At 60.2% G+C, this 23,431-nt stretch carries 37 protein-coding genes; 35 read left to right on the top strand and 2 right to left on the bottom strand.

Translation table 11 applies throughout. The annotated features are described in order from the left end of the window. The 32 genes from FAZ69_RS32695 to dsbD form a co-directional block, all read left to right on the top strand. On the top strand, positions 1-130 hold a 130-nt coding region (locus FAZ69_RS32695), incomplete at its 5' end, for an EF-Tu C-terminal domain-related protein (RefSeq protein ID WP_083293294.1). Between the two features lie 136 nt (positions 131-266). Next, the gene (gene rpsJ, locus FAZ69_RS32690; RefSeq protein ID WP_006998489.1) at positions 267-578 is read left to right on the top strand and encodes a 30S ribosomal protein S10; all 312 of its coding nucleotides are present in this window, start codon (positions 267-269) and stop codon (positions 576-578) included. 199 nt (positions 579-777) lie between these two features. Then, complete coding sequence (rplC, locus tag FAZ69_RS32685; protein ID WP_136899564.1) at positions 778-1,437, top strand: 50S ribosomal protein L3; 660 nt, start codon at positions 778-780, stop codon at positions 1,435-1,437. Continuing rightward, positions 1,437-2,057: a 50S ribosomal protein L4 gene (gene rplD / locus FAZ69_RS32680; RefSeq protein ID WP_136899562.1), complete on the top strand. Its 621-nt coding sequence runs from the start codon at positions 1,437-1,439 to the stop codon at positions 2,055-2,057. The genes rplC and rplD overlap by 1 nt, the downstream gene beginning before the upstream one ends. Continuing rightward, positions 2,054-2,368, top strand: coding sequence for a 50S ribosomal protein L23 (gene rplW / locus FAZ69_RS32675; protein WP_136899560.1), 315 nt, complete (start codon positions 2,054-2,056; stop codon positions 2,366-2,368). The genes rplD and rplW overlap by 4 nt, the downstream gene beginning before the upstream one ends. Positions 2,369-2,370: 2 nt before the next feature. Then, the gene (gene rplB / locus FAZ69_RS32670) at positions 2,371-3,198 is read left to right on the top strand and encodes a 50S ribosomal protein L2 (RefSeq protein WP_136899558.1); all 828 of its coding nucleotides are present in this window, start codon (positions 2,371-2,373) and stop codon (positions 3,196-3,198) included. A gap of 10 nt (positions 3,199-3,208) precedes the next feature. Continuing rightward, positions 3,209-3,484, top strand: coding sequence for a 30S ribosomal protein S19 (rpsS, locus tag FAZ69_RS32665; protein WP_027797286.1), 276 nt, complete (start codon positions 3,209-3,211; stop codon positions 3,482-3,484). Between the two features lie 12 nt (positions 3,485-3,496). Further along, positions 3,497-3,826 carry a 50S ribosomal protein L22 gene (gene rplV, locus FAZ69_RS32660; protein ID WP_136899556.1) on the top strand — a complete coding sequence of 110 codons (330 nt, stop codon included), beginning with the start codon at positions 3,497-3,499 and terminating at the stop codon, positions 3,824-3,826. An 11-nt stretch (positions 3,827-3,837) separates the two neighbouring features. Then, the gene (gene rpsC, locus FAZ69_RS32655) at positions 3,838-4,650 is read left to right on the top strand and encodes a 30S ribosomal protein S3 (protein WP_136899554.1); all 813 of its coding nucleotides are present in this window, start codon (positions 3,838-3,840) and stop codon (positions 4,648-4,650) included. A gap of 2 nt (positions 4,651-4,652) precedes the next feature. After that, a complete protein-coding gene (gene rplP / locus FAZ69_RS32650) occupies positions 4,653-5,069 on the top strand; it encodes a 50S ribosomal protein L16 (protein WP_121281878.1) in 417 nt (138 codons plus the stop codon). Between the two features lie 10 nt (positions 5,070-5,079). After that, the gene (gene rpmC, locus FAZ69_RS32645) at positions 5,080-5,274 is read left to right on the top strand and encodes a 50S ribosomal protein L29 (protein WP_075159014.1); all 195 of its coding nucleotides are present in this window, start codon (positions 5,080-5,082) and stop codon (positions 5,272-5,274) included. After that, positions 5,271-5,543, top strand: coding sequence for a 30S ribosomal protein S17 (gene rpsQ, locus FAZ69_RS32640; RefSeq protein WP_102611090.1), 273 nt, complete (start codon positions 5,271-5,273; stop codon positions 5,541-5,543). Before rpmC ends, rpsQ begins: the two co-directional genes overlap by 4 nt. 300 nt (positions 5,544-5,843) lie before the next feature. After that, a complete protein-coding gene (rplN, locus tag FAZ69_RS32635) occupies positions 5,844-6,212 on the top strand; it encodes a 50S ribosomal protein L14 (RefSeq protein ID WP_012402188.1) in 369 nt (122 codons plus the stop codon). A gap of 9 nt (positions 6,213-6,221) precedes the next feature. Then, positions 6,222-6,530: a 50S ribosomal protein L24 gene (gene rplX, locus FAZ69_RS32630; protein WP_136899552.1), complete on the top strand. Its 309-nt coding sequence runs from the start codon at positions 6,222-6,224 to the stop codon at positions 6,528-6,530. A gap of 16 nt (positions 6,531-6,546) precedes the next feature. Beyond that, on the top strand, positions 6,547-7,086 hold the full coding sequence (gene rplE / locus FAZ69_RS32625; RefSeq protein WP_115537025.1) for a 50S ribosomal protein L5: 540 nt from the start codon (positions 6,547-6,549) through the stop codon (positions 7,084-7,086). Positions 7,087-7,093: 7 nt separating this feature from the next. Next, entirely contained in the window at positions 7,094-7,399 is a 306-nt protein-coding gene (rpsN, locus tag FAZ69_RS32620) for a 30S ribosomal protein S14 (protein WP_136899550.1), read from the top strand. A 14-nt stretch (positions 7,400-7,413) separates the two neighbouring features. After that, the gene (gene rpsH / locus FAZ69_RS32615) at positions 7,414-7,809 is read left to right on the top strand and encodes a 30S ribosomal protein S8 (protein ID WP_136899548.1); all 396 of its coding nucleotides are present in this window, start codon (positions 7,414-7,416) and stop codon (positions 7,807-7,809) included. A gap of 18 nt (positions 7,810-7,827) precedes the next feature. Then, on the top strand, positions 7,828-8,358 hold the full coding sequence (rplF, locus tag FAZ69_RS32610; RefSeq protein WP_136899546.1) for a 50S ribosomal protein L6: 531 nt from the start codon (positions 7,828-7,830) through the stop codon (positions 8,356-8,358). Positions 8,359-8,370: 12 nt separating this feature from the next. Beyond that, entirely contained in the window at positions 8,371-8,736 is a 366-nt protein-coding gene (rplR, locus tag FAZ69_RS32605; RefSeq protein ID WP_136899544.1) for a 50S ribosomal protein L18, read from the top strand. 14 nt (positions 8,737-8,750) lie between these two features. After that, positions 8,751-9,269, top strand: coding sequence for a 30S ribosomal protein S5 (gene rpsE, locus FAZ69_RS32600; protein WP_116138060.1), 519 nt, complete (start codon positions 8,751-8,753; stop codon positions 9,267-9,269). A 15-nt stretch (positions 9,270-9,284) separates the two neighbouring features. Further along, positions 9,285-9,467: a 50S ribosomal protein L30 gene (gene rpmD / locus FAZ69_RS32595; RefSeq protein ID WP_004202755.1), complete on the top strand. Its 183-nt coding sequence runs from the start codon at positions 9,285-9,287 to the stop codon at positions 9,465-9,467. Positions 9,468-9,494: 27 nt separating this feature from the next. After that, positions 9,495-9,929, top strand: a complete 435-nt coding sequence (gene rplO, locus FAZ69_RS32590; RefSeq protein ID WP_136899542.1) for a 50S ribosomal protein L15 — start codon at positions 9,495-9,497, stop codon at positions 9,927-9,929. Between the two features lie 56 nt (positions 9,930-9,985). Further along, entirely contained in the window at positions 9,986-11,332 is a 1,347-nt protein-coding gene (gene secY, locus FAZ69_RS32585) for a preprotein translocase subunit SecY (RefSeq protein ID WP_136899540.1), read from the top strand. An 8-nt stretch (positions 11,333-11,340) separates the two neighbouring features. After that, positions 11,341-11,559 (top strand): translation initiation factor IF-1, encoded by a 219-nt coding sequence (gene infA, locus FAZ69_RS32580; RefSeq protein ID WP_004521905.1) that lies wholly within the window; start codon positions 11,341-11,343, stop codon positions 11,557-11,559. 20 nt (positions 11,560-11,579) lie between these two features. Next, on the top strand, positions 11,580-11,696 hold the full coding sequence (rpmJ, locus tag FAZ69_RS32575; protein ID WP_004199844.1) for a 50S ribosomal protein L36: 117 nt from the start codon (positions 11,580-11,582) through the stop codon (positions 11,694-11,696). 42 nt (positions 11,697-11,738) lie between these two features. Beyond that, on the top strand, positions 11,739-12,104 hold the full coding sequence (gene rpsM / locus FAZ69_RS32570) for a 30S ribosomal protein S13 (RefSeq protein ID WP_136899538.1): 366 nt from the start codon (positions 11,739-11,741) through the stop codon (positions 12,102-12,104). A 28-nt stretch (positions 12,105-12,132) separates the two neighbouring features. Beyond that, entirely contained in the window at positions 12,133-12,537 is a 405-nt protein-coding gene (gene rpsK, locus FAZ69_RS32565; RefSeq protein ID WP_006052224.1) for a 30S ribosomal protein S11, read from the top strand. A 165-nt stretch (positions 12,538-12,702) separates the two neighbouring features. Beyond that, on the top strand, positions 12,703-13,326 hold the full coding sequence (rpsD, locus tag FAZ69_RS32560; protein ID WP_136899536.1) for a 30S ribosomal protein S4: 624 nt from the start codon (positions 12,703-12,705) through the stop codon (positions 13,324-13,326). A 128-nt stretch (positions 13,327-13,454) separates the two neighbouring features. Next, positions 13,455-14,432 (top strand): DNA-directed RNA polymerase subunit alpha, encoded by a 978-nt coding sequence (locus tag FAZ69_RS32555; RefSeq protein ID WP_136899534.1) that lies wholly within the window; start codon positions 13,455-13,457, stop codon positions 14,430-14,432. Between the two features lie 153 nt (positions 14,433-14,585). Continuing rightward, on the top strand, positions 14,586-14,981 hold the full coding sequence (gene rplQ, locus FAZ69_RS32550) for a 50S ribosomal protein L17 (protein ID WP_136899532.1): 396 nt from the start codon (positions 14,586-14,588) through the stop codon (positions 14,979-14,981). Positions 14,982-15,186: 205 nt separating this feature from the next. Then, the gene (gene cutA / locus FAZ69_RS32545) at positions 15,187-15,498 is read left to right on the top strand and encodes a divalent-cation tolerance protein CutA (RefSeq protein WP_136899566.1); all 312 of its coding nucleotides are present in this window, start codon (positions 15,187-15,189) and stop codon (positions 15,496-15,498) included. Further along, a complete protein-coding gene (gene dsbD, locus FAZ69_RS32540) occupies positions 15,491-17,344 on the top strand; it encodes a protein-disulfide reductase DsbD (protein ID WP_136899530.1) in 1,854 nt (617 codons plus the stop codon). Before cutA ends, dsbD begins: the two co-directional genes overlap by 8 nt. Positions 17,345-17,422: 78 nt before the next feature. On the opposite strand, the gene hemB is transcribed toward dsbD, so the two are convergent. Both hemB and yihA read right to left on the bottom strand, forming a co-directional pair. Further along, positions 17,423-18,421: a porphobilinogen synthase gene (gene hemB / locus FAZ69_RS32535; RefSeq protein ID WP_136899528.1), complete on the bottom strand. Its 999-nt coding sequence runs from the start codon at positions 18,419-18,421 to the stop codon at positions 17,423-17,425. A gap of 248 nt (positions 18,422-18,669) precedes the next feature. Further along, positions 18,670-19,320, bottom strand: a complete 651-nt coding sequence (gene yihA, locus FAZ69_RS32530) for a ribosome biogenesis GTP-binding protein YihA/YsxC (RefSeq protein ID WP_136899526.1) — start codon at positions 19,318-19,320, stop codon at positions 18,670-18,672. Between the two features lie 295 nt (positions 19,321-19,615). Between yihA and FAZ69_RS32525 the strand changes: the two genes are divergently transcribed. From FAZ69_RS32525 to ccsA, 3 genes are all read left to right on the top strand, one after another. Beyond that, entirely contained in the window at positions 19,616-20,275 is a 660-nt protein-coding gene (locus FAZ69_RS32525) for a c-type cytochrome (RefSeq protein ID WP_136899524.1), read from the top strand. Between the two features lie 160 nt (positions 20,276-20,435). Then, complete coding sequence (locus FAZ69_RS32520) at positions 20,436-22,652, top strand: cytochrome c biogenesis protein ResB (RefSeq protein WP_136899522.1); 2,217 nt, start codon at positions 20,436-20,438, stop codon at positions 22,650-22,652. A 48-nt stretch (positions 22,653-22,700) separates the two neighbouring features. Continuing rightward, a partial coding sequence (ccsA, locus tag FAZ69_RS32515) for a cytochrome c biogenesis protein CcsA (protein WP_169708841.1) occupies positions 22,701-23,431 on the top strand: 731 nt, incomplete at its 3' end.

Genomic DNA, 23,431 nt, shown 5'->3' with positions numbered 1-23,431 from the left:
GCCGGGCGACAACGTGTCGATCACGGTGAAGCTGATTGCGCCGATCGCGATGGAAGAAGGTCTGCGCTTCGCAATCCGCGAAGGCGGTCGTACCGTCGGCGCAGGTGTCGTCGCCAAGATCATCGAGTAAAATCGCTGGTTTGCTAGCGGTAAGCAGTAGAAGTGGTGCCCGGGGCCGGGCGCCCTCTCCTCAAGGGAGCGCCTGGTCTCACGTTCTTTTTTAATCCGGCGGTGCAAGACCGCCTCGCTCTTTCCAAGGAATCGTCATGCAGAACCAGAAAATCCGCATTCGCCTGAAAGCATTCGACTATCGTCTGATCGATCAATCGGCAGCCGAGATCGTCGACACGGCAAAGCGGACTGGCGCAATCGTTCGCGGTCCGGTGCCCCTGCCGACCCGCATCCAGCGTTTCGACATCCTGCGCTCGCCGCACGTCAACAAGACGTCGCGCGATCAGCTCGAAATCCGTACTCACCAACGCCTGATGGACATCGTAGACCCGACGGACAAGACTGTCGACGCGTTGATGAAGCTCGATCTGCCGGCCGGTGTGGACGTCGAGATCAAGCTGCAATAAGGCTTTCGGGCGCCAGTCGCTTGCGCGGGTGGCGCTAAGTCTTTGATTGCTTGCGGAAAACGAAAAGCCTCGCTATAATGCTTGGCTTTTCGCGCATTTGCGTAAAAAAGTCGGCGGTTCGGTTCGAGCAGTTGGTTCTGAAGCCGTCGGCATTTTGTAAATTAGCCCCGACCAATCGCAGTCGGGAATGGAGAAAACGATGAGCCTTGGACTCGTAGGTCGCAAGGTTGGCATGACCCGTATCTTCACGGCTGACGGGGATTCGATTCCCGTCACCGTGCTGGACGTGTCCGACAACCGCGTGACGCAGATCAAGACTGTTGAAACGGATGGTTATACCGCCGTTCAAGTTGCATTCGGTGAGCGTCGTGCTTCGCGCGTGACGAAGCCGCTGGCAGGTCATCTCGCCAAAGCCGGTGTTCAAGCCGGTGAAGTCCTCAAAGAATTCAAGATCGATGCCGCCAAGGCTGCTGAGCTGTCCGCCGGCGCCGTGATCGGTGTCGACCTCTTCGAAGTCGGCCAGAAAATTGACGTGCAAGGCGTGTCGATCGGTAAGGGCTACGCCGGTACCATCAAGCGCTACAACTTCAGTTCGGGTCGCGCTTCGCACGGTAACTCGCGTTCGCACAATGTGCCGGGCTCGATCGGTATGGCGCAGGATCCGGGTCGTGTGTTCCCGGGTAAGCGCATGACCGGTCACATGGGTGATGAGACGGTGACGGTGCAGAACCTCGAAATCGCCCGCATCGACGCCGACCGCAAGCTGTTGCTGGTCAAGGGTGCCGTTCCGGGAGCGAAGGGCGGCAAGGTTTTCGTGACGCCGGCTGTCAAGACGCGTGCCGTGAAAGGAGCGAAATAATGGAACTTAAGCTCCTGAACGCAAACGGTCAGGAAGGTGCAGGTGTGACCGCGTCGGACGCTGTGTTCGGTCGCGACTACAACGAAGCGCTGATCCACCAGATCGTCGTGGCTTATCAGGCCAACGCGCGTAGCGGCAACCGCGCGCAGAAGGATCGTGAGCAAGTCAAGCACACCACCAAGAAGCCGTGGCGCCAGAAGGGTACGGGCCGTGCTCGTGCCGGTATGTCGTCGAGTCCGCTGTGGCGCGGCGGTGGTCGCATCTTCCCGAATTCGCCGGAAGAAAACTTCTCGCACAAGGTCAACAAGAAGATGCATCGCGCAGGTCTCTGCTCGATCTTCTCGCAGTTGGCTCGCGAAGGCCGTCTGTCGGTCGTTGAGGACATCATCCTCGAAGCGCCGAAGACCAAGCTGCTGGCTGAAAAATTCAAGGCTATGGGTCTCGATTCCGTGCTGGTCATCACCGACACGGTCGACGAGAACCTCTACCTCGCGTCGCGCAACCTCGCCCACGTGGCGGTTGTCGAGCCGCGTTATGCCGACCCGCTGTCGCTGATCTACTTCAAGAAAGTCCTGATCACGAAGGCTGCGGTCGCCCAGATCGAGGAGTTGCTGTCATGAGCGAGATTCGCAAGAACGATCATCGTTTGATGCAGGTCCTGCTCGCGCCGGTGATCTCCGAAAAGGCGACGCTGGTGGCCGACAAGAACGAGCAAGTCGTGTTCGAAGTCGCGCCCGATGCCACGAAGCAGGAAGTGAAGGCTGCGGTCGAATTGCTGTTCAAGGTGGAAGTCGATTCCGTCAACGTGCTGAACGTGAAGGGCAAGGCCAAGCGCTTTGGTCGCTTCATGGGTCGCCGTAAGGACGTGAAGAAGGCGTACGTCTGCCTGAAGCCCGGCCAGGAAATCAACTTTGAAGCGGAGGCCAAGTAATCATGGCAATCGTGAAAGTTAAGCCGACCTCGCCGGGTCGCCGCGCGATGGTGAAGGTGGTCAACAAGGATCTGCACAAGGGCAAGCCGTTTGCACAGCTGCTCGAGCCGCAGAGCAAGGCTGCTGGCCGTAACAACAACGGTCACGTGACGACGCGCCACCAAGGCGGCGGTCACAAGCAGCACTACCGCGTCGTCGACTTCCGTCGCACGAAAGACGGCATTCCGGCCAAGGTCGAGCGTCTCGAGTACGACCCGAACCGCAGCGCGAACATCGCGCTCGTGCTGTATGCCGACGGCGAACGCCGTTACATCATCGCGCCGAAGGGCGTGGTGGTCGGCCAGCAGTTGATGTCGGGTTCGGAAGCGCCGATCAAGGCAGGCAACACGCTGCCGATCCGTAACATTCCGGTCGGTACGACAATCCACTGCATCGAGATGCTGCCGGGCAAGGGCGCGCAAATGGCGCGTTCGGCCGGTACCTCGGCGATGCTGCTGGCTCGCGAAGGCGTCTACGCGCAGGTTCGTCTGCGTTCGGGCGAAATCCGCCGCGTGCACGTCGAATGCCGCGCGACGATCGGTGAGGTGGGCAACGAAGAGCACAGCCTCCGTCAAATCGGCAAGGCAGGCGCAAACCGCTGGCGCGGCATCCGCCCGACGGTGCGCGGCGTTGCGATGAACCCGGTCGATCACCCGCACGGTGGTGGTGAAGGCAAGACGGCTGCAGGTCGCGATCCGGTGAGCCCGTGGGGTACGCCGACGAAGGGCTATCGCACCCGCAGCAACAAGCGCACGACGAGCATGATCGTCCAGCGCCGTCACAAGCGTTAAGGAGTAGGCAATGGCACGTTCAATCAAAAAAGGTCCGTTCTGCGACGCCCATTTGCTGAAGAAAGTTGAGGCGGCTGCAGCTACGCGCGACAAGAAGCCGATCAAGACTTGGTCGCGTCGCTCGACGATCCTCCCGGATTTCATCGGTCTGACGATCGCCGTTCACAACGGCCGTCAACACGTTCCGGTGTATGTCACGGAAAACATGGTCGGCCACAAGCTTGGCGAGTTTGCATTGACCCGTACGTTCAAGGGTCACGCAGCCGACAAGAAGGCCAAGAAATAAGGGGCAATCAAGATGGAAGTGAAAGCAATTCATCGCGGTGCCCGCATCTCGGCGCAGAAAACGCGCCTTGTGGCTGACCAAATCCGCGGTTTGCCGGTCGACAAGGCGCTGAACGTTCTGGCGTTCTCGCCGAAGAAAGCGGCTGGCATCGTGAAGAAGGTCGTGCTGTCGGCGATCGCGAATGCGGAGCACAACGAAGGCGCCGATATCGACGAGCTCAAGATCAAGAGCATCTACGTCGACAAGGCCGCGTCGCTCAAGCGTTTCACCGCGCGCGCCAAGGGCCGCGGTAACCGCATTGAGAAGCAATCCTGTCACATCACTGTGACGGTCGGGAATTAAGGGGTCATACGATGGGACAGAAAATTCATCCGACTGGCTTCCGTTTGGCCGTCAGCCGCAATTGGGCGTCGCGCTGGTACGCGAACAACAACAATTTCGCGGAGATGTTGCAGGAAGACATCGGTGTTCGTGAATACCTGAAGAAGAAGCTGAAGAACGCTTCGGTTGGGCGCGTCGTCATCGAGCGTCCGGCAAAGAACGCGCGCATCACGATTTTCAGCTCGCGTCCAGGTGTCGTGATCGGCAAGAAGGGCGAGGACATCGAACTGCTGAAGTCCGAGCTGCAAAAGCGCATGGGCGTGCCGGTGCACGTGAACATCGAGGAAATCCGCAAGCCGGAAACCGATGCTCAACTGATCGCCGATTCGATCACGCAACAGCTCGAGCGCCGGATCATGTTCCGCCGCGCGATGAAGCGTGCGATGCAAAACGCGATGCGTCTTGGCGCCCAAGGCATCAAGATCATGAGCGCCGGTCGTCTGAACGGCATCGAAATCGCCCGCACCGAGTGGTATCGCGAAGGCCGCGTGCCGCTGCACACACTGCGTGCGGACATCGATTACGCAACTTCGGAAGCGAAGACGACGTACGGCATCATCGGCGTGAAGGTGTGGGTCTATAAGGGCGATACCCTGGGCCGCAACGACGCGCCGGTGGTGGAAGAAGTCGCGGAAGAAAAGCGTCCGCGCCGCAACGCGCGCCCGGGTGGCGATCGTCGTCCGCGTCGCGATGGCGAAGGTGCGCCGGCAGGTGCTCGCCGCGGTGGTCCGCGTCGTAGCGGTGGTGCTGGCAGCGCTGGCGGCGACGGCAAGACTGGAGAATAACGATGCTGCAACCGAAACGCAGGAAGTATCGCAAAGAGCAGAAGGGTCGTAACACCGGTATCGCGACGCGCGGCAACGCCGTGTCGTTCGGTGAGTTCGGCCTGAAGGCTATCGGTCGTGGCCGTCTGACCGCGCGTCAAATCGAAGCGGCGCGTCGTGCAATGACGCGTCACATCAAGCGCGGTGGCCGCATCTGGATTCGCATTTTCCCGGACAAGCCGATCTCGCAAAAGCCGGCTGAAGTGCGGATGGGTAACGGTAAGGGTAACCCTGAGTACTACGTCGCTGAGATCCAACCGGGCAAGATGCTGTACGAAATGGACGGCGTAACCGAAGAACTGGCGCGTGAGGCGTTCCGTCTGGCTGCAGCGAAGCTGCCGCTGAAGACGACGTTCATCGTGCGTCAGCTCGGCGCCTAAGGAGCAAATGATGAAGGCTTCTGAACTTCACCAGAAAGACAAGGCCGCGCTCAACAAAGAGCTGTCGGACCTCTTGAAGGCGCAATTCGGCCTGCGCATGCAACTCGCGACTCAGCAGCTCACGAACACGAGCCAGCTGAAGAAAGTTCGTCGCGACATCGCACGTGTGCGGACCGTCCTGACTGAGAAGGCGAACCAGAAATGAACGATAGCGTAAAAACCTCGCTCAAGCGGACGCTGGTCGGCAAGGTCGTCAGCAACAAGATGGACAAGACCGTCACGGTGCTCGTCGAGCATCGCGTGAAGCACCCGATCTACGGCAAGTACGTCGTGCGCTCGAAGAAATATCACGCGCATGACGACGCGAACACGTACAACGAGGGCGACCTCGTTGAAATCCAGGAAACTCGTCCGATCTCGAAGACGAAGGCCTGGACCGTGTCCCGCTTGGTCGAAGCCGCTCGCGTCATCTAAGGCACGAGCAGCTTAAGTAGTAGTTGAAATCGCAGTAGATTTCGCTTGCAAGACCGGGATTATTTGTTATAATCTCGGTCTTCCCTCTTTATGGGAGCCCCGTCGCGGGCGAAGTTGGTGGGGGGAGCGGATGGGCGTCTAGCCTCGTCCGAAGGATTCACCTGATTGCGATGGCGGGTTTCGTTTGCCGTCGCTGCTGTTCTGACCCAAGCAGCTGAGCAATGCAGTACGGCTGACGGGACCAAGACTGACCGGATGCGCCATGGTGGTGCGACCGGATTAAGTTGGGAAAGATAAACCATGATCCAGACCGAAACTCGGCTTGAAGTAGCCGACAACACGGGTGCGCGTGAAGTCATGTGCATCAAGGTGCTCGGCGGCTCGAAGCGTCGTTACGCCAACATCGGCGACATCATCAAGGTGAGCGTCAAAGAGGCAACGCCGCGCGGCCGCGTGAAGAAAGGCGAAATCTACAACGCCGTGGTGGTTCGCACCGCCAAGGGCGTGCGCCGTCAGGACGGCTCGCTGATCAAATTCGATGGCAATGCCGCCGTGCTTTTGAATACTAAGCTCGAGCCTATCGGCACCCGCATCTTCGGGCCGGTCACGCGTGAGTTGCGTAGCGAACGGTTCATGAAGATCGTTTCGCTCGCGCCGGAAGTGCTGTAAGGAGCCGAGATGAACAAGATTCGCAAAGGTGACGAAGTGGTCGTCATCACCGGCAAGGACAAGGGCAAGCGCGGTGTCGTGCTGGCCGTGGGCGACGATCGTGTGACGGTCGAGGGCGTTAACCTCGTCAAGAAGCATGTGAAGCCGAATCCGATGAAGGGTACGACGGGCGGCGTGGAAGCCAAGACGATGCCGCTGCATATTTCGAACGTCGCTCTGGTCGACGCGAATGGCAAGGCCTCGCGTGTGGGCATTAAGGTCGATGGCGACAAGAAGGTTCGCTTCTTGAAGACGACCGGTGCCGTGCTGAGCGCCTGACGCTGCGGAGTAAAAAATGGCTCGTTTGCAAGAATTTTACAAAGAGAAGGTTGTACCCGGCCTCATCGAGAAGTTCGGTTACAAGTCCGTGATGGAAGTGCCGCGCATCACCAAGATCACCCTGAACATGGGTCTTGGCGAAGCCGTCGCTGACAAGAAGATCATCGAAAACGCCGTTGGCGACCTGACGAAGATCGCCGGCCAGAAGCCTGTCGTGACGAAGGCTCGCAAGGCAATCGCCGGCTTCAAGATTCGTCAAGGCTACCCGATCGGTGCGATGGTCACGCTGCGCGGTCAAGCGATGTACGAATTCCTCGATCGTTTCGTGACGGTTGCACTTCCCCGCGTGCGCGACTTCCGCGGCGTGTCGGGTCGTGCGTTCGACGGTCGTGGCAACTACAACATCGGTGTGAAAGAGCAGATCATTTTCCCCGAAATCGATTACGACAAGATCGACGCGCTGCGTGGGCTGAACATCAGCATCACGACGACCGCGAAGACCGACGACGAAGCAAAGGCACTGCTCGCCAGCTTCAAGTTCCCGTTCAGAAACTGAGGTTACCGTGGCTAAACTGGCACTGATCGAACGTGAAAAGAAGCGCGCCCGCCTTGCGGCGAAGTTCGCACCGAAGCGCACAGCGCTGAAGGCGATCATCGACGACCAAAGCAAGACGGAAGAAGAGCGCTATGCAGCTCGTCTGGAATTGCAACAACTGCCGCGTAACTCGAACCCGACTCGCAAGCGTAATCGCTGCGCGATCACGGGCCGTCCGCGTGGCACGTTCCGCAAATTCGGCCTGGCGCGCAACAAGATTCGTGAAATCGCATTCCGCGGCGAGATCCCTGGCCTGACCAAGGCGAGCTGGTAATAGGAGAAACATAAATGAGCATGAGTGATCCTATCGCCGATATGCTGACTCGCATCCGCAATGCGCAGATGGTCGAGAAGGTTTCGGTGACGATGCCCTCGTCGAAAGTCAAGGTTGCGATCGCGCAGGTTTTGAAGGACGAAGGCTATATCGATGATTTCGCGGTGAAGTCCGAAGGCGCGAAGTCGGAATTGAACATTGCGTTGAAGTACTACGCCGGCCGTCCGGTGATCGAGCGCCTCGAGCGCGTCTCGAAGCCTGGCCTGCGCGTTTACCGCGGCCGTAACGACATCCCGCAGGTCATGAACGGCCTCGGCGTTGCGATCGTTTCGACGCCCAAGGGTGTGATGACCGATCGCAAGGCGCGCGCGAATGGCGTGGGCGGCGAAGTCATCTGCTACGTCGCTTAAGCCGAAGGGGAGAGAAACATGTCTCGAGTAGGTAAAAGTCCGATCGCGCTGGAAGGCGCCGAGGTGACCTTGAGCGACGCCCTCATCACGGTGAAGGGCAAGCTGGGCACGATCTCGCAAGCTACGAACAAGCTGGTGAAGGTGGTGAACGACAACGGCACGCTGAAGTTCGAGCCGGTTGACGAAAGCCGCGAAGCAAATGCGATGTCGGGCACGATGCGCGCAATCGTTGCGAACATGGTGAACGGCGTGAACAAGGGTTTCGAGCGCAAGCTGACGCTGGTTGGCGTTGGCTATCGTGCGCAAGCGCAAGGCGACAAGCTGAACCTGTCGCTGGGTTTCTCGCACCCCGTGGTGCACCAGATGCCGGAAGGCGTGAAGGCTGAAACCCCGTCGCAAACGGAAATCGTGATCAAGGGGATCGACAAGCAGAAAGTCGGCCAAGTCGCTGCCGAAGTGCGCGGCTACCGTCCGCCTGAGCCCTACAAGGGCAAGGGTGTGCGCTACGCCGACGAGGTTGTGATCCTCAAAGAAACGAAGAAGAAGTAAGGGTGCGCAATCATGGATAAGACTCAATCTCGCCTGCGCCGCGCTCGTCAGACGCGTATCAAGATCGCTGAATTGCAAGTCGCGCGCCTTGCCGTGCACCGCACGAACACGCATATCTATGCACAAGTGTTCTCGCCGTGCGGCACCAAGGTGCTCGCCAGCGCATCGACGCTCGAAGCCGAAGTGCGTGCGGAACTCGCCGACAAATCGGGCAAAGGCGGCAACATCGCTGCTGCGACCCTGGTTGGCAAGCGTATCGCAGAAAAGGCCAAGGCCGCCGGTGTCGAATCCGTCGCCTTCGACCGCTCGGGTTTCCGCTACCACGGCCGCGTGAAAGCGCTGGCTGATGCCGCGCGTGAAGCCGGGCTCAAGTTCTAAGGGAAGAATTCGTCATGGCAAAGATGCAAGCGAAAGTTCAGGCTGACGAACGCGACGACGGCCTTCGCGAAAAGATGATCTCGGTCAATCGCGTGACCAAGGTGGTGAAGGGTGGCCGTATTCTCGGCTTCGCCGCACTGACCGTGGTTGGCGACGGTGACGGCCGCGTGGGTATGGGCAAGGGCAAGGCGAAGGAAGTGCCGGTCGCTGTCCAAAAGGCAATGGAACAAGCCCGCCGCAACATGTTCAAGGTGCCGCTGAAGAATGGCACGCTGCAGCACGAAGTGCACGGCAAGCACGGCGCATCGGTGGTCCTCCTCGCTCCGGCGAAGGACGGTACCGGTGTGATCGCCGGCGGCCCGATGCGCGCCGTGTTCGACGTGATGGGCGTGCAGAACGTTGTGGCGAAGAGCCACGGCTCGACGAACCCGTACAACCTCGTACGTGCAACGCTCGACGGCCTGCGCAAGCAGTCCACCCCGGGCGACATCGCGGCGAAGCGCGGCAAGTCCGTCGAAGAAATTTTGGGCTAAGCCCAGGTGGTCACCATGTCTGAAAAAACTGTCAAAGTTCAGCTCGTCAAGAGCCTGATTGGGACCCGCGAATCGCATCGCGCGACGGTGCGTGGCCTGGGCCTGCGCCGACTCAACTCGGTCAGCGAACTGCAAGATACGCCGGCTGTGCGCGGCATGATCAACAAGGTTTCGTACCTTGTTAAGGTCATCGGCTAAGCCCTTCAGGCAATCAAGGAGTTGATAATGGAATTGAATAACCTGAAGCCGGCAGAAGGCGCGAAGCACGCGAAGCGTCGCGTCGGTCGCGGTATCGGCTCCGGCCTCGGCAAGACTGCAGGCCGCGGTCACAAGGGTCAGAAATCGCGTTCGGGCGGCTTCCACAAGGTCGGCTTCGAAGGCGGCCAGATGCCTCTGCAGCGCCGTCTGCCGAAGCGCGGTTTCACGTCGCTCACGAAGGAATTCGTCGGCGAAGTGAACCTGGCTGATCTGCAAGCGCTGCCGGTCGACGAAATCGATCTGCTGGCTCTGAAGCAAGCGGGCTTGGTCGGCGAGTTGACGAAGAGCGCCAAGATCATCAAGACGGGCGAGATCACTCGCAAGATCGTGGTGAAGGGTCTGGGTGCGACGAAGGGCGCGCGCGCTGCGATCGAAGCAGCTGGCGGCTCGTTCGCCGAGTAATCGGCGTGGTCGAGCAAGCCGGTTGCCGACAATAGCATTTGCATCGGAGAAGGTACTTGGCTAACAGCCCGAGTCTCGCAAAATCCGGTAAAGGCGCGGCGAAGTTTGGCGATCTGCGCCGGCGTGCAGTGTTCCTGCTGCTGGCGCTAGTCGTCTACCGAATCGGTGCGCATATTCCGGTACCGGGCATCGACCCGGACCAGTTGGCAAAGCTGTTCCAAAGCCAGTCCGGCGGCATCCTTGGCATGTTCAACATGTTCTCGGGTGGTGCGCTTTCGCGGTTCACGATCTTCGCGCTGGGGATCATGCCGTACATCTCGGCGTCGATCATCATGCAGTTGCTGGCGATTGTCTCGCCGCAGCTGGAAGCGCTGAAGAAGGAAGGGCAGGCGGGTCAGCGGAAGATTACGCAGTACACGCGGGTCTTCACGGTGGTGCTGGCGACGTTCCAGGCGTTTGGTATTGCCGTAGCGCTTGAGAACCAGCCGCAGCTGGTGATCGATCCGGGTATGGTGTTTCGTTTGACGACGGTCGTGACGCTCGTGACCGGCACGATGTTCCTGATGTGGCTTGGCGAGCAGATTACGGAACGCGGTCTGGGCAACGGCATATCGATCATCATCTTCGGTGGGATTGCAGCGGGTTTCCCGAACGCAATTGGCGGGCTGTTCGAGTTGGTGCGAACTGGTTCGATGGGGCCGGTCTCGGCGATCATCATCGTCGCACTGATAGCCGGAGTGACGTACCTGGTGGTGTTCATCGAGCGCGGTCAGCGCAAGATCCTCGTGAACTATGCGAAACGCCAAGTCGGCAACAAGATTTACGGCGGCCAGTCGTCGCATTTGCCGCTGAAGTTGAACATGTCGGGCGTGATTCCGCCGATCTTTGCATCGTCGATCATTCTGTTCCCGGCAACCATCCTGAACTGGTTCAGTTCGGGGTCGCGTAACAGCTGGTTCGCGGACACGCTGCACAACGTGGCCGAAGCTTTGAAGCCTGGCCAGCCTGTGTACGTATTGCTGTATGCGTTGGCGATCGTGTTCTTTTGCTTCTTCTACACCGCACTGGTGTTCAACAGCAGGGAAACGGCCGACAACCTGAAGAAAAGTGGTGCATTTGTTCCAGGTATCCGCCCGGGTGACCAGACTGCACGCTATATCGACCGCATCCTCACGCGTCTGACGCTGGCCGGTGCGATCTATATCGTGTTCGTCTGCTTGCTGCCCGAGTTTCTGGTGCTGCGCTGGAACGTGCCGTTTTATTTTGGTGGAACGTCGCTGCTGATTATCGTCGTCGTCACGATGGACTTCATGGCGCAGGTGCAGTCGTACGTTATGTCGCAACAGTATGAATCGCTGCTCAAGAAAGCTAATTTCAAGGGCGGCAACATCCCGATGCGTTAAAAGGACTTATGGCCAAAGACGATGTAATCCAGATGCAGGGCGAGGTTATCGAAAACCTGCCCAATGCTACCTTCCGCGTGAAGCTGGAGAACGGCCATGTCGTGTTGGGGCATATTTCCGGAAAGATGCGGATGCACTACATCCGGATTCTGCCCGGCGACAAGGTTACGGTTGAATTGACGCCTTACGATCTGTCCCGTGCGCGGATCGTGTTCCGGGCGAAGTGACTTGAAAAAAGGGTAATATCATGAAAGTGATGGCATCGGTTAAGCGCATTTGCCGCAATTGCAAGATCATCAAGCGCAAAGGCGTTGTGCGCGTGATTTGCAGCTCTGATCCGCGCCACAAACAGCGTCAAGGCTGAACGGCCGCGCTTTTGCTTGCGCTTTTTGTTTGAGGAAAAACAATGGCTCGTATTGCAGGGGTTAACATCCCGAACCACCAGCATACTGAAATCGGCCTGACGGCGATCTTCGGTATCGGCCGCACGCGCTCGCGCGAAATTTGCGAAGCGGCTGGTGTGGCATTCTCGAAGAAGGTCAAGGATTTGACCGACGCAGATCTCGAAAAGCTGCGTGAAGAAGTCGGCAAGTTTGTCGTCGAAGGCGATCTGCGCCGTGAAGTGACGATGAACATCAAGCGCCTGATGGATCTCGGCTGCTACCGCGGCGTGCGCCATCGTAAGGGCCTGCCTCTGCGTGGCCAGCGCACCCGGACGAATGCCCGCACGCGCAAGGGTCCGCGCCGCGCAGCGCAATCGCTGAAGAAGTAAGCGGGACTGACAGTTACAGGAAAACGTAATGGCTAAGGCTTCGAACAACTCCGCGGCGCAACGCGTTCGCAAGAAGGTCAAGAAGAACGTCGCCGAGGGCGTGGTTCACGTTCACGCGTCGTTCAACAATACCATCATCACGATCACCGATCGTCAAGGCAACGCGCTTGCCTGGGCTACCTCGGGCGGACAAGGCTTCAAGGGCTCGCGCAAGTCGACGCCGTTTGCGGCTCAGGTCGCAGCCGAGTCGGCTGGCCGCGTGGCGATGGAATACGGCGTGAAGAACCTCGAAGTGCGAATCAAGGGCCCTGGCCCGGGTCGCGAATCGGCGGTGCGCGCGTTGCATGGTCTTGGCATCAAGATCACCGCGATCTCCGACGTGACGCCGGTTCCGCACAACGGTTGCCGTCCGCCGAAGCGTCGTCGCATCTAAGACGCGCGTTTGCAAGTAGCCTGTTGCCGCCGGATAGAGACATCGGCGCCGACGGGCTGTTTGCTTATCGACTGATTTTTGACTTACTAAGCCCACCGTTCGGCCCATCGGGTACGGACTAGCGCAGACGCAAGTTTGCGTGATCAAACATAGAAGGAATGCAACGTGGCACGCTATACCGGCCCTAAAGCCAAGCTGTCCCGCCGTGAAGGCACCGACCTCTTCCTGAAGAGCGCCCGTCGTTCGCTCGCTGACAAGTGCAAGCTTGACAGCAAGCCTGGTCAACATGGCCGCACCTCGGGCGCCCGTACGTCCGACTACGGCACGCAGCTGCGCGAAAAGCAAAAAGTGAAGCGCATCTACGGTGTGCTCGAACGTCAGTTCCGCCGTTACTTCGCCGAAGCCGACCGCCGCAAGGGCAACACGGGTGAAAACCTGCTGCAATTGCTCGAATCGCGCCTCGACAACGTCGTGTACCGCATGGGCTTCGGCTCGACGCGCGCTGAAGCGCGCCAGCTCGTGAGCCACAAGGCGATTGTCGTGAACGGCCAAGTCGCGAACATCCCGTCGCTGCAAGTGAAGGCCGGTGACGTGGTCGCCGTGCGTGAACAGGCGAAGAAGCAAGCGCGTATTCTCGAAGCGCTGTCGCTCACCGAGCAAGGCGGGATGCCGAGCTGGGTTGCCGTCGACGCCAAGAAGTTCGAAGGCACGTTCAAGCAGATGCCGGATCGCGCGGACATCGGTGGCGATATCAACGAAAGCCTGATCGTCGAATTGTATTCGCGCTAATCGGATTAACGGCCGGGGTACCCTGATTGCGTTGCGCAAGGGGTTGCCTCGGCTGTTTATTTTCAGGTTGTTACCGGTCAGCCTTATCGGTGTAACGAGCCGAGGGTATTGAAAAGGAAAACCTACTTATGCAAACCAGTTTGTTGAAGCCCAAGATCATCGCTGTGGAATCGTTGGGCGAGAGCCACGCGAAAGTGGTCATGGAACCGTTTGAACGCGGTTACGGCCACACCTTGGGTAACGCGCTTCGGCGCGTATTGCTGTCGTCGATGGTGGGCTATGCGCCGACCGAAGTGACGATCGCGGGCGTCGTGCATGAGTATTCGACGCTCGATGGGGTGCAAGAGGACGTAGTCAACCTGTTGTTGAACCTGAAGGGCGTGGTGTTCAAGCTGCATAACCGTGACGAAGTGACGGTTACGCTGCGCAAGGAAGGCGAAGGCGTCGTCACTGCTGGCGATATTGAGCTCGCGCACGACTGCGAAGTCATCAACCCGGATCACGTGATCGCGCATCTGTCGAAGGGCGGCAAGCTCGACGTGCAGATCAAGGTCGAAAAGGGCCGCGGCTATGTGCCGGGCAACGTGCGCCGCTATGGCGAAGAGACGGCTAAGATCATTGGCCGGATCGTGCTGGATGCGTCGTTCTCGCCGGTTCGTCGCGTTAGCTACGCCGTGGAAAGCGCGCGTGTCGAGCAACGCACCGACCTCGACAAGCTCGTGATGAACATCGAAACCAACGGTGTGATCTCGCCGGAAGAAGCGATCCGTCAATCGGCTCGCATTCTGGTCGATCAGCTGTCGGTGTTCGCTGCGCTGGAAGGCACGGAAGCTACGGCGGAAGCGCCGTCGCGAGCGCCGCAGATCGACCCGATCCTGCTGCGTCCGGTGGACGATCTCGAGCTGACGGTTCGTTCGGCGAACTGCCTGAAGGCCGAGAACATCTACTACATCGGCGATCTGATCCAGCGCACGGAAAACGAGTTGCTCAAGACCCCGAACCTCGGCCGCAAGTCGTTGAACGAGATCAAGGAAGTGCTCGCTTCGCGTGGTCTCACGCTCGGCATGAAGCTCGAGAACTGGCCGCCGGCCGGTTTGGACAAGTAATACGGGAGTTTTCCCGAGACTGGCGATGACGCGGATTTTCCTTTAAAATCCGCGTCTTGCTTCTTTTCTACCGGCCCGTGCACTTTGCCGCTCAGTTCGAGAGGCGAAGGCGATAGAAGAGCTGGATCAAAACTTTGAATCAAGGAAATTGAAATGCGTCACCGTCATGGCCTGCGGAAACTGAACCGCACGAGCAGCCACCGTCTGGCAATGCTCCGTAACATGTCCAACTCGCTGATCGAGCACGAAGTCATCAAGACCACGCTGCCGAAGGCGAAGGAACTCCGTAAAGTCGTCGAGCCGCTGATCACGCTCGGCAAGAAGCCGTCGCTGGCAAACCGTCGTCTGGCGTTCAACCGCCTGCGCGATCGCGACTCGGTCACGAAGCTGTTCGACGTGCTCGGTCCGCGCTTCGCGAACCGTCCGGGCGGCTACCTGCGTATCCTGAAGTTCGGTTTCCGTGTTGGCGACAACGCACCGATGGCGCTGGTCGAACTGCTCGATCGCCCGGAACCGGTGGAAGCTGAAAACGTTCAAGAGGCTGAATAAGCGTCTCGGCGTAGGTTAGAAAAGGGTCAAGCGCAAGCTTGGCCCTTTTTGCTTTTAGGCCTCCGTGGTGAGGTGCGTAGCTTTGGATGCCACGGTGAATCCGATCAAAGCGGCGCCGCGTATCGGGGTGTACGATACGCGTGCCTGAATACGCACTCCCGAGCCCGTTCTTGCTGGAGATACCGTGACACAGAATGTGATCCTCATGCTGACGACGCTGCCCGATTCCGACTCGGCGCAAAAACTCGCGTCCGGCGCATTGAACGCGCGTCTGGCCGCCTGCGTCAGTGAATTGGGGATGGTGCGCTCCAGCTATCACTGGCAAGGCAAAATCGAATCCGCCGAAGAGGTTCAGTTGCTCTTCAAGACGAGCATGGCGCGCTCGCTTGAGCTCGAACAGTTCATCCAGGCGAACCATCCATACGAGACTCCGGAAATTCTGTCCTGGCAGGCGACCGCGTCGACCGCGTATGGGCAGTGGGTCGCAGCCGAAACACAACGTCCTATCCATGTTTAATGTTTTCCGCAGTCGGGCGCGTGCCGCTGCGCGCTTCTTGATATTCCTCACCGCCTGCCTTTGCTCAATCGTTGGGATGGCGCCGACTGCGCGCGCGGCCGACGATTTCCTTGATCCGGCCGTGGCCTTCAAATTCAGCGCCAGCGAGCAGCCGGGCGAGGTTGTCGTCCGCTTCAAGATCGCCGATGGCTACTATATGTATCGGGAGCGCTTTGCGTTTGCGGTGAAAAGCGGTACGGCCACGCTTGGCGATCCGCAGTTGCCTGCGGGGAATGTGAAGTTCGACACGACGTTCCAGAAGAATGTCGAAACCTATCGAAACGATCTGACGATCCGCGTTCCTATCAAGCAGGCCGCTGGCCCGTTCGAATTGGCCGTCACCTCGCAGGGATGCGCAGATGCCGGTATTTGCTATCCGCCGGCGGAGCATGTGTTTCGGGTCGATGGCGCCGCGCTGCATGCGGCGACCGGGAGCGCTGCGCCTGCGGCAGCCGGCGCGGCGGAGCATGCATCCTGGTACGAGCGCGCGACGAGCGCCGACTACGCCCAATCGCTGCTTGAAGGCGGTGGATTTCTGGCGATCGTCGGGCTGTTTTTCGTCGCTGGACTCGTGCTGAGCTTGCTCCCTTGCTCGTACCCGATGATCCCCATCCTCTCCGCGATCATCGTCGGCGAAGGTGCAAAGGTTACGCGCGTGCGGGGCTTTGCGCTGTCGCTGTCCTACGTTGTGGGCATGGCGCTCGTCTATACCGCACTTGGCATTGCTGCGGCGCTCGTTGGACAGAGCCTCGGTGCGTGGCTGCAGAATCCGTGGGTGCTCGGCGCGTTCGCGGTGCTGCTGACCGTGTTTGCGCTTTTGCTGATCGCGGGTTTCGACATTGTCTTGCCGCAGCGCTGGCAAGACGGCGTGTCGCGCGCGTCGGGCCGCCGTTCCGGGGGCAAATTCGCCGCTGTGGCTGTGATGGGGGCGTTGTCGGCGCTGGTTGTAGGCGCGTGCATGACGGCCCCGCTTTTCGCCGTCCTCGCCTTTATCGCTCACACCGGCAATGCCGCGCTTGGCGGAGCCGCGCTGTTCTCGATGGGCATCGGTCTTGGTGTGCCGCTGCTGATCATCGGTTTGGGTGCGGGCACGCTCTTGCCGAAAGCGGGCGCCTGGATGGACGGCGTCAAGGTCTTCTTCGGCGTCGTCTTGCTCGCTGCAGCGTTGTGGATCGTTTGGCCGGTGCTTGGCGCATCGGCGCAAATGCTGCTCGGTGCGCTTTGGCTGCTGATCGCCGCAGCGGCTCTCGGTCTTTTTACGCCGAATGCGGGCGGCCCTTCGGTGTGGCGCCGGCTGGGCCGGGGCATCGGTGCAGCGCTCGCGATTTGGGGCGCGGTGTTGTTGGTTGGCCTGGCCGCAGGCTCGACCGATCCGCTTCGGCCGCTGGCCGTGCTTGCGTCGTCGCACTCCGCTGCGGGTACGGCTGCGGTGGCCAGTCAACAGGTGGAGCCGGCTTTCACGCCCGTGCGCTCCTCCAATGAGTTGGATCATGTACTGAAGGCATCTGCGCGTCCGGCGATGCTCGATTTTTATGCGGACTGGTGCGTGAGCTGCAAGGAAATGGAGCGCTTTACGTTCAGCGATCCGCGTGTGCATGCGCGGCTAGCGCAACTGAACCTGCTGCGCTCCGACGTGACCGCAAACAACGCGGACGACCAGGCGCTGCTCAAGCGTTTCAAGCTCTTCGGTCCTCCGGGCATCATCTTTTTCGACCAGAACGGCAATGAGACGTTGCGCGTCGTTGGTTCCGAGTCGGCTGACGTTTTTTTGCGCAGTCTTGACCGGGCCGTTGCGCCGCAGTCCTGACGAGGCTACCCAAACAAAAACGGCGGCGCTCCAGGGGGAGCGTCGCCGTCGATCGGCTCAACTTAGTCGCTTCGCGAACTACTTCTGAGCTTGCAGAAGCCTCGCCGCGTCGAGCGCGAAGTAGGTCAGCACACCATCCGCGCCTGCACGCTTGAATGCGAGCAGCGACTCCATCATCACCTTGTCGTGATCGAGCCAGCCGTTTTGCGCAGCGGCCTTGAGCATCGCGTATTCGCCGCTAACCTGATAAACGTAGGTCGGGAAGCGGAACTCGTCCTTCACGCGCCGCACGATATCGAGGTACGGCATGCCGGGCTTGACCATCACCATGTCCGCGCCTTCGTCGATGTCCAGGCGAACTTCCCGTAATGCCTCGTCGGAATTGGCCGGGTCCATCTGATAGGTCATCTTGTTGCTCTTGCCGAGGTTGGCGGCAGAGCCAACGGCATCGCGGAACGGCCCGTAGAAGGCCGAAGCATATTTCGCCGCATAAGCCATGATTCGCGTGTGGATATGGCCTTCGCTTTCGAGCATCTCGCGCAATGCCCCGATGCGGCCGTCCATCATGTCCGACGGCGCAACGATATCGACACCGGCCTCGGCTTGCACACGCGCCTGCTCGACGAGGATTTCGACCGTCTCGTCGTTGATGACGTAGCCGGCTGCGTCGAGTACGCCGTCCTGGCCGTGGCTCGTGTAGGGATCGAGTGCGACATCGGTGAGCACCCCCAGCTCCGGAAAGCGCTTCTTCAGTTCGCGGACGGCGCGCGGAATCAACCCTTCCGGGTTTGCCGCTTCGCGTCCGTCAGGTGTCTTGAGCGACGGCTCGATCGCCGGAAAGAGCGCCAGCACCGGCACGCCCAACTCGACGCACTGCTCGGCGACGCCCATCAGCAGGTCGACCGAGACGCGCTCGACACCGGGCATCGGAGGCACGGCTTGCCGTATATTCGCGCCCTCGACGATAAATACTGGATAAATCAGATCGTTCGTAGTCAACAGGTTTTCGCGCATCAGGCGGCGCGAAAAGTCGTCGCGGCGCATGCGGCGGGGACGGTGATGGGGATAGAAGCTCATATTGAATGTCTTGGGTGGCTGAAAATACTGCCTCCGCCGTGGCGGAATTTTATTGAGACAATGGTATATGATAGCGATCGAGCGAGGCGCCTTGCGCCGAGCTCCCCGCTTCTCCTCCCTGAGCGGGTGCCTGTCGTTTTTCGATTAGGCTGTTAACCCGCCGTTTGTCGGCGGGTTTTTTTATGGGGTGGCTTCAGATGCCACCATCCTTCCGCTCGAGGAAAGTTGCTCGCGCAACATTCGGGCGGTCATTTCGCCTCAGGGGCGCCATTCTCTGCAGGCAACAGCCAGCTTTCGATCAATTCGTGCGCGTCGTCGAGCCCGGTGCGCTTGAGCGCCGAGAAGAGCTGCGCGGTCAGCTCGCCCTGAAAGCCGGCGTCGCGATATTCCTTGAGCCCCTTTTGCGTCGCGCGGAGCGCGTTGATGCTCTCCTGGCGAGTCAATTTGTCGCACTTTGTCAGAAGGGTATGAATCGGCTTGCCGGTCGGGGCGAACCACTCGATCATCCGCCGGTCGAGCTCGGTGAGCGGGCGGCGCGAGTCCATCATCAGGATCATTCCGCACAATTGGGCGCGCGATTGCAGGTATGTCGAGAGCAACGCTTCCCAGTGTGCCTTCGCGGCGCCGGGCACTTCGGCGTAGCCGTAGCCCGGCAGGTCGACCAGATGGGCGACCGGCTCCACCGCGGGGCCGACCGAAAAGTAGTTGATGTGCTGCGTGCGCCCGGGCGTCTTGCTGGCGAAGGCGAGGCGCTTTTGATTGCAAAGCACGTTGATGGCCGTCGATTTACCCGCGTTCGAGCGTCCCGCGAACGCGATCTCCGGCTGGGGCGTCGGGGGCAGATCGCGCAGATGGTTGACGGTCGTGAAGAAGCGGGCTTGGTGGAGCAGGAAGGCCATGAAGGGAAACCGGAATAAAAGGCGCTGGATGGGAAGGGAAGCCGGACAAGCCCGACTGGCGCCTGGACGAATAGCGAGTTATTGTACAATACGATGGTTTACTGAAGACCAGAGGGGCGCTTGCGCGTCTCGAAACGCGTGGCCTCGCGGTAGATCGGTCGCCGTCGTTTTTTGCAAAAACTCACAGGGAAATCGCAGGGGTGCGGCTCAGGATTTTCTTGGGCCTGGAAGGCCGGCAACGCTTGCGGTGTCCTTGAGAGCACTCAATTCTCACAAGACGAAACCGGGTGTGCGAATGAATCGACTGTGCAAGTCTCTGATGGTGCTTCAAGTAACGGTTGCAGCAGGTTTGATGGGGTTGGCAGGGCAGTCGAGTGCGGCGGAAGTCGCCAAGCCGGATTTGAATCGGGGGCAGCAAATCGCCACGCAGGTCTGTGCCGCATGCCATGGCGCGGACGGCAACAGTGCCACCGGTGCTTTCCCGAAGCTCGCAGGGCAGCATCAGGCATATCTCGTCAAGCAGCTCAAGGATTTCAAAGTGCAGTCCGGCGCGAAGGTCGCGGCGCGCAAGAATGACGTCATGGCGGGGTTTGCCGGAGCGTTGTCCGATCAGGACATGATCAACGTGGCGGCCTATTTCGCCGCGCAGACGCCGAAGCAGGGATTCGCCCACGATAAGGCTACCATCGCGCTCGGGCAGCAGATTTACCGCGGCGGCATCGCGGACAAGGGCATACCGGCATGCGCGAGCTGCCACGGACCGACTGGCCAGGGGATTCCGATCCAGTACCCGAGGCTGTCGTGGCAATGGCAGGATTACATCACCGCGCAGCTGACCGCGTTCCAACAGGGGCCGGGTGCCCGCAACAACAACGAAGCGATGCACACGATCGCTTCGCGGCTGTCGGATAATGAAATCAAGGCAGTCGCGGACTATATCGCAGGCCTGCACTAGCAGGCTCAACGATAATCAAGCCGGTCCACCGAGCCCGGCATGGGACCGGGGTAAGCCCTAAAGCGCTAACTCCGGTCGACACAGAACGAAGAAAAGGGTGGGGGTTCCGCTTCCAAGGCGGCAACCCTTCACCCTTTTTTGCTGGCCAGTCGGAGTTTGAATGAGCGTCACCACTTCGGGTTATGAGTTGAAGTCGGGCCAGCGGGCTCTGAAGAGTGCCGTCGAATTGCTGAGCTCGATGCGCTTTGCCATCGCGCTGCTCGTGATTCTTTCAATTGCAAGCATCATCGGCACGGTGCTGACGCAAGACGATCCGTATCCCAACTACGTCAATCAGTTCGGCCCGTTCTGGGCCGATATCTTCCGTGCCCTGAGCCTGTACACCGTCTACAGCTCGTGGTGGTTCATGCTCATCCTGGGCTTTCTCATCGTCTCGATCTCGCTGTGCGTGCTGCGCAATGCACCGAAGATGATCGCGGACGTGAAAAGCTGGAAGGACAAGGTGCGCGAAGGCAGCCTGCGCGCGTTCCATCACAAGGCCGAATTCGCCGTGCACGGCGAGCGCGCGAAGACCGCGGCGACGCTCCGCGCGCTGTCGGGCAAGCTCGGCTACAAGTTCGTCGCGCGCGAGAGCGACGGTGCCACGCTGATCTCCGCCAAGCGCGGCGCCATGGCCAAGATCGGCTACATCTTCGCGCACCTCGCGATCGTCGTCATCTGCATCGGCGGGCTGCTCGACAGCAACCTGCCGATCAAGCTCCAAATGTGGCTCTTCGGCAAGACGCCGGTCGATACGAGCGCTGTCATCAGCGAGATCAGCCCGAACCATCGCTTGTCGCCGTCGAATCCGACGTTCCGCGGCTATGCGTGGGTGCCGGAGGGGCAGCATGTGTCGACGGCGATCCTCAACCAGCCGAACGGCTCGCTGATCCAGGATCTGCCATTTTCGATCCGCCTGAACAAGTTCATCGTCGATTACTACTCGACCGGCATGCCGAAGCTCTTCGCGAGCGACATCGTCGTCATCGATCACCAGACCGGCAAGGAGATTCCGGCGCGCGTCGAGGTGAACAAGCCGTTCGAGTACGACGGAGTGTCGATCTACCAGTCGAGCTTCCAGGACGGCGGCTCGCAGCTGACGATGACCGCGTGGCCGATGGCCGGCGATAGCGCGAAGACCTATCCGTTCGGTGGCGCAGTTGGCGCGTCCGCGCCGCTCTTGGCGTCGATGGCGGCGATTCCCGGCGCGAACGGGCAGACCGTCGAATTCAGCGATTTCCGGGCGATCAACGTCGAGAACGTCACCGATGCAAACGGCAGCAACGACGTGCGCGGCGTCGCGCACAAGACGCTAGCCGAAGAGCTCGACCAGCGGCTCGGCTCGGGCGCGAAGACCCAGAACCCGCTGAATCTGCACAATATCGGGCCGTCGGTGCAATACAAGATACGCAGCGCGGACGGCCAGGCGCGCGAGTTCAACAACTATATGCTCCCCGTCGACGTGAACGGCGAGCGGATGTTTCTGGCCGGCGTGCGCACGACGCCGAACGATCCGTTCCGCTACCTGCGCATCCCGGCCGATAGCGGCGGCACGCTGAAGGAATGGATGCAGCTGCGCGCGGCGCTCGAAACGCCCGCGCTGCGCGCGCAAGCAGCGCAGCGCTTCGCCGCGCGTTCGGTGCTGGATCAGAACGCTGCGCTGCGTGATCATCTGCAGGATAGCGCGCTGCGCGTTCTTACCCTGTTTGCCGGCGCGGACGTAAGCGCAGGCGCTGGCGTCGATGGGCGTCCGCTCGGCGGCTTTCAGGCGGTCGCGGCTTTCATCGACCGGTCGGTGCCCAAGGACGAGCAGCAAAAAGCGGCGTCGCTGCTGCTGCGCATGATGGAAGGCGCGACCTGGGACCTCTGGCAGGTTGCGCGCGAGCAGGCGGGCGAGCCCGGCATGAAGCCCGACGCCGATTCGACCCGCTTTATCCAAAGCTCGATCAACGCGCTATCCGACAGCTTCTTGTATGGATCGCCGGTCTTCTTGCAGCTCGACTCATATAAGCAAGTCCAAGCTTCAGTATTTCAGCTGACGCGCGCGCCTGGCAAAAAAGTGGTGTATCTTGGCAGCCTGTTGCTCGTGCTGGGCATCTTTTCGATGTTCTACGTGCGCGAGCGGCGGCTCTGGTTCTGGCTCAAGGACACTGCCACGGGCACTTGCGTGGTGATGGCGATGTCGACGGCGCGCAAGACGCTCGACTTCGAGAAAGAGTTCGTGCGGACGCGCGATGCAGTCGGGGCCACTCTGGGCGTCGCAGCGAGAGAAGCTGCGGCTGATTCGGCCACGAATTCGACAGCCGGACCGTCCCATGACGCAAGCGCTCCCCAGTGACAGAAGCGCCCCGCCAATCCGGTTCGCAGAATTCCACTCGGTAACATCATGGATTTGACACAAGTCTCCGCCTCGCAACCCAAGCCCCGGCCTGTACCGGCCGATACGGCCGGCTTGTACGACGAGCGCCCGTTTCTCAAACGCCTGGCCGTAGTCGACTGGCTGTTCGCGCTCGCGATGGTGGCCGGCGCGGGGTTTGCGCTGTCGCGCTATCACGGCTTCATGAACTACTACGACAAGCTGGTGCTGGTGTGCTCGGTGCCCGCGTTCGTGGTGCTCGGATGGCGCTGGAAGCCGGCGCGCCTGCTGATTGCGGGCATCGCGGTGCTGTCGCTGTTCGCGATCCAGATCTATCAAGGCGATCTGTCGCGCGCNGTGCTCGCCACGCTGTTCTACTGGATCGGCACGCTGTCGCGTTCGCCGTCGGGCGGCGCGATCGGCTCCAAGCTCACCTGGGCGGCGGTGCTGATGGGCTTCACGGGCCTGATGGTGCGCTGGTACGAGTCTTACCTGATCGGCGCGGACGTCGGGCATATACCCATCTCGAACCTCTATGAAGTGTTCGTGCTGTTCAGCCTCATCACGGCGCTCTTCTATCTGTACTACGAGCAGCACTACAACACGCGCGCGCTCGGCGCATTCGTGCTGTTGATCATCAGCGCGGCGGTCGGCTTCCTGATGTGGTATTCGATCTCGCGCGACGCGCAGCAGATCCAGCCGCTCGTGCCGGCGCTGCAAAGCTGGTGGATGAAGATCCACGTGCCGGCGAACTTCATCGG

This window comes from Trinickia terrae, assembly GCF_005144415.1.
Lineage (GTDB): Bacteria > Pseudomonadota > Gammaproteobacteria > Burkholderiales > Burkholderiaceae > Trinickia_A > Trinickia_A terrae.
The sequence above is the reverse complement of the archived record's forward strand: the minus strand, read 5'-3'. Positions and strand labels throughout refer to the sequence as shown.

Coding starts and splice junctions, on each gene's coding strand:
- rplW (WP_136899560.1), top strand. CDS start 2,054: ATGAGCGAGATTCGCAAGAACGATCATCGTTTGATGCAGGTCCTGCTC.
- rplD (WP_136899562.1), top strand. CDS start 1,437: ATGGAACTTAAGCTCCTGAACGCAAACGGTCAGGAAGGTGCAGGTGTG.
- FAZ69_RS32520 (WP_136899522.1), top strand. CDS start 20,436: ATGAGCGTCACCACTTCGGGTTATGAGTTGAAGTCGGGCCAGCGGGCT.
- rplN (WP_012402188.1), top strand. CDS start 5,844: ATGATCCAGACCGAAACTCGGCTTGAAGTAGCCGACAACACGGGTGCG.
- rpsH (WP_136899548.1), top strand. CDS start 7,414: ATGAGCATGAGTGATCCTATCGCCGATATGCTGACTCGCATCCGCAAT.
- rpsK (WP_006052224.1), top strand. CDS start 12,133: ATGGCTAAGGCTTCGAACAACTCCGCGGCGCAACGCGTTCGCAAGAAG.
- FAZ69_RS32525 (WP_136899524.1), top strand. CDS start 19,616: ATGAATCGACTGTGCAAGTCTCTGATGGTGCTTCAAGTAACGGTTGCA.
- infA (WP_004521905.1), top strand. CDS start 11,341: ATGGCCAAAGACGATGTAATCCAGATGCAGGGCGAGGTTATCGAAAAC.
- rpmD (WP_004202755.1), top strand. CDS start 9,285: ATGTCTGAAAAAACTGTCAAAGTTCAGCTCGTCAAGAGCCTGATTGGG.
- hemB (WP_136899528.1), bottom strand. CDS start 18,421: ATGAGCTTCTATCCCCATCACCGTCCCCGCCGCATGCGCCGCGACGAC.
- rplF (WP_136899546.1), top strand. CDS start 7,828: ATGTCTCGAGTAGGTAAAAGTCCGATCGCGCTGGAAGGCGCCGAGGTG.
- rpsC (WP_136899554.1), top strand. CDS start 3,838: ATGGGACAGAAAATTCATCCGACTGGCTTCCGTTTGGCCGTCAGCCGC.
- rpsJ (WP_006998489.1), top strand. CDS start 267: ATGCAGAACCAGAAAATCCGCATTCGCCTGAAAGCATTCGACTATCGT.
- rpsE (WP_116138060.1), top strand. CDS start 8,751: ATGGCAAAGATGCAAGCGAAAGTTCAGGCTGACGAACGCGACGACGGC.
- rplV (WP_136899556.1), top strand. CDS start 3,497: ATGGAAGTGAAAGCAATTCATCGCGGTGCCCGCATCTCGGCGCAGAAA.
- rpmJ (WP_004199844.1), top strand. CDS start 11,580: ATGAAAGTGATGGCATCGGTTAAGCGCATTTGCCGCAATTGCAAGATC.
- rplB (WP_136899558.1), top strand. CDS start 2,371: ATGGCAATCGTGAAAGTTAAGCCGACCTCGCCGGGTCGCCGCGCGATG.
- yihA (WP_136899526.1), bottom strand. CDS start 19,320: ATGGCCTTCCTGCTCCACCAAGCCCGCTTCTTCACGACCGTCAACCAT.
- cutA (WP_136899566.1), top strand. CDS start 15,187: ATGCTGACGACGCTGCCCGATTCCGACTCGGCGCAAAAACTCGCGTCC.
- rplO (WP_136899542.1), top strand. CDS start 9,495: ATGGAATTGAATAACCTGAAGCCGGCAGAAGGCGCGAAGCACGCGAAG.
- FAZ69_RS32555 (WP_136899534.1), top strand. CDS start 13,455: ATGCAAACCAGTTTGTTGAAGCCCAAGATCATCGCTGTGGAATCGTTG.
- rplE (WP_115537025.1), top strand. CDS start 6,547: ATGGCTCGTTTGCAAGAATTTTACAAAGAGAAGGTTGTACCCGGCCTC.
- dsbD (WP_136899530.1), top strand. CDS start 15,491: ATGTTTAATGTTTTCCGCAGTCGGGCGCGTGCCGCTGCGCGCTTCTTG.
- rplR (WP_136899544.1), top strand. CDS start 8,371: ATGGATAAGACTCAATCTCGCCTGCGCCGCGCTCGTCAGACGCGTATC.
- rplP (WP_121281878.1), top strand. CDS start 4,653: ATGCTGCAACCGAAACGCAGGAAGTATCGCAAAGAGCAGAAGGGTCGT.
- rpsM (WP_136899538.1), top strand. CDS start 11,739: ATGGCTCGTATTGCAGGGGTTAACATCCCGAACCACCAGCATACTGAA.
- rplC (WP_136899564.1), top strand. CDS start 778: ATGAGCCTTGGACTCGTAGGTCGCAAGGTTGGCATGACCCGTATCTTC.
- rpsQ (WP_102611090.1), top strand. CDS start 5,271: ATGAACGATAGCGTAAAAACCTCGCTCAAGCGGACGCTGGTCGGCAAG.
- rpmC (WP_075159014.1), top strand. CDS start 5,080: ATGAAGGCTTCTGAACTTCACCAGAAAGACAAGGCCGCGCTCAACAAA.
- rplX (WP_136899552.1), top strand. CDS start 6,222: ATGAACAAGATTCGCAAAGGTGACGAAGTGGTCGTCATCACCGGCAAG.
- rplQ (WP_136899532.1), top strand. CDS start 14,586: ATGCGTCACCGTCATGGCCTGCGGAAACTGAACCGCACGAGCAGCCAC.
- rpsS (WP_027797286.1), top strand. CDS start 3,209: ATGGCACGTTCAATCAAAAAAGGTCCGTTCTGCGACGCCCATTTGCTG.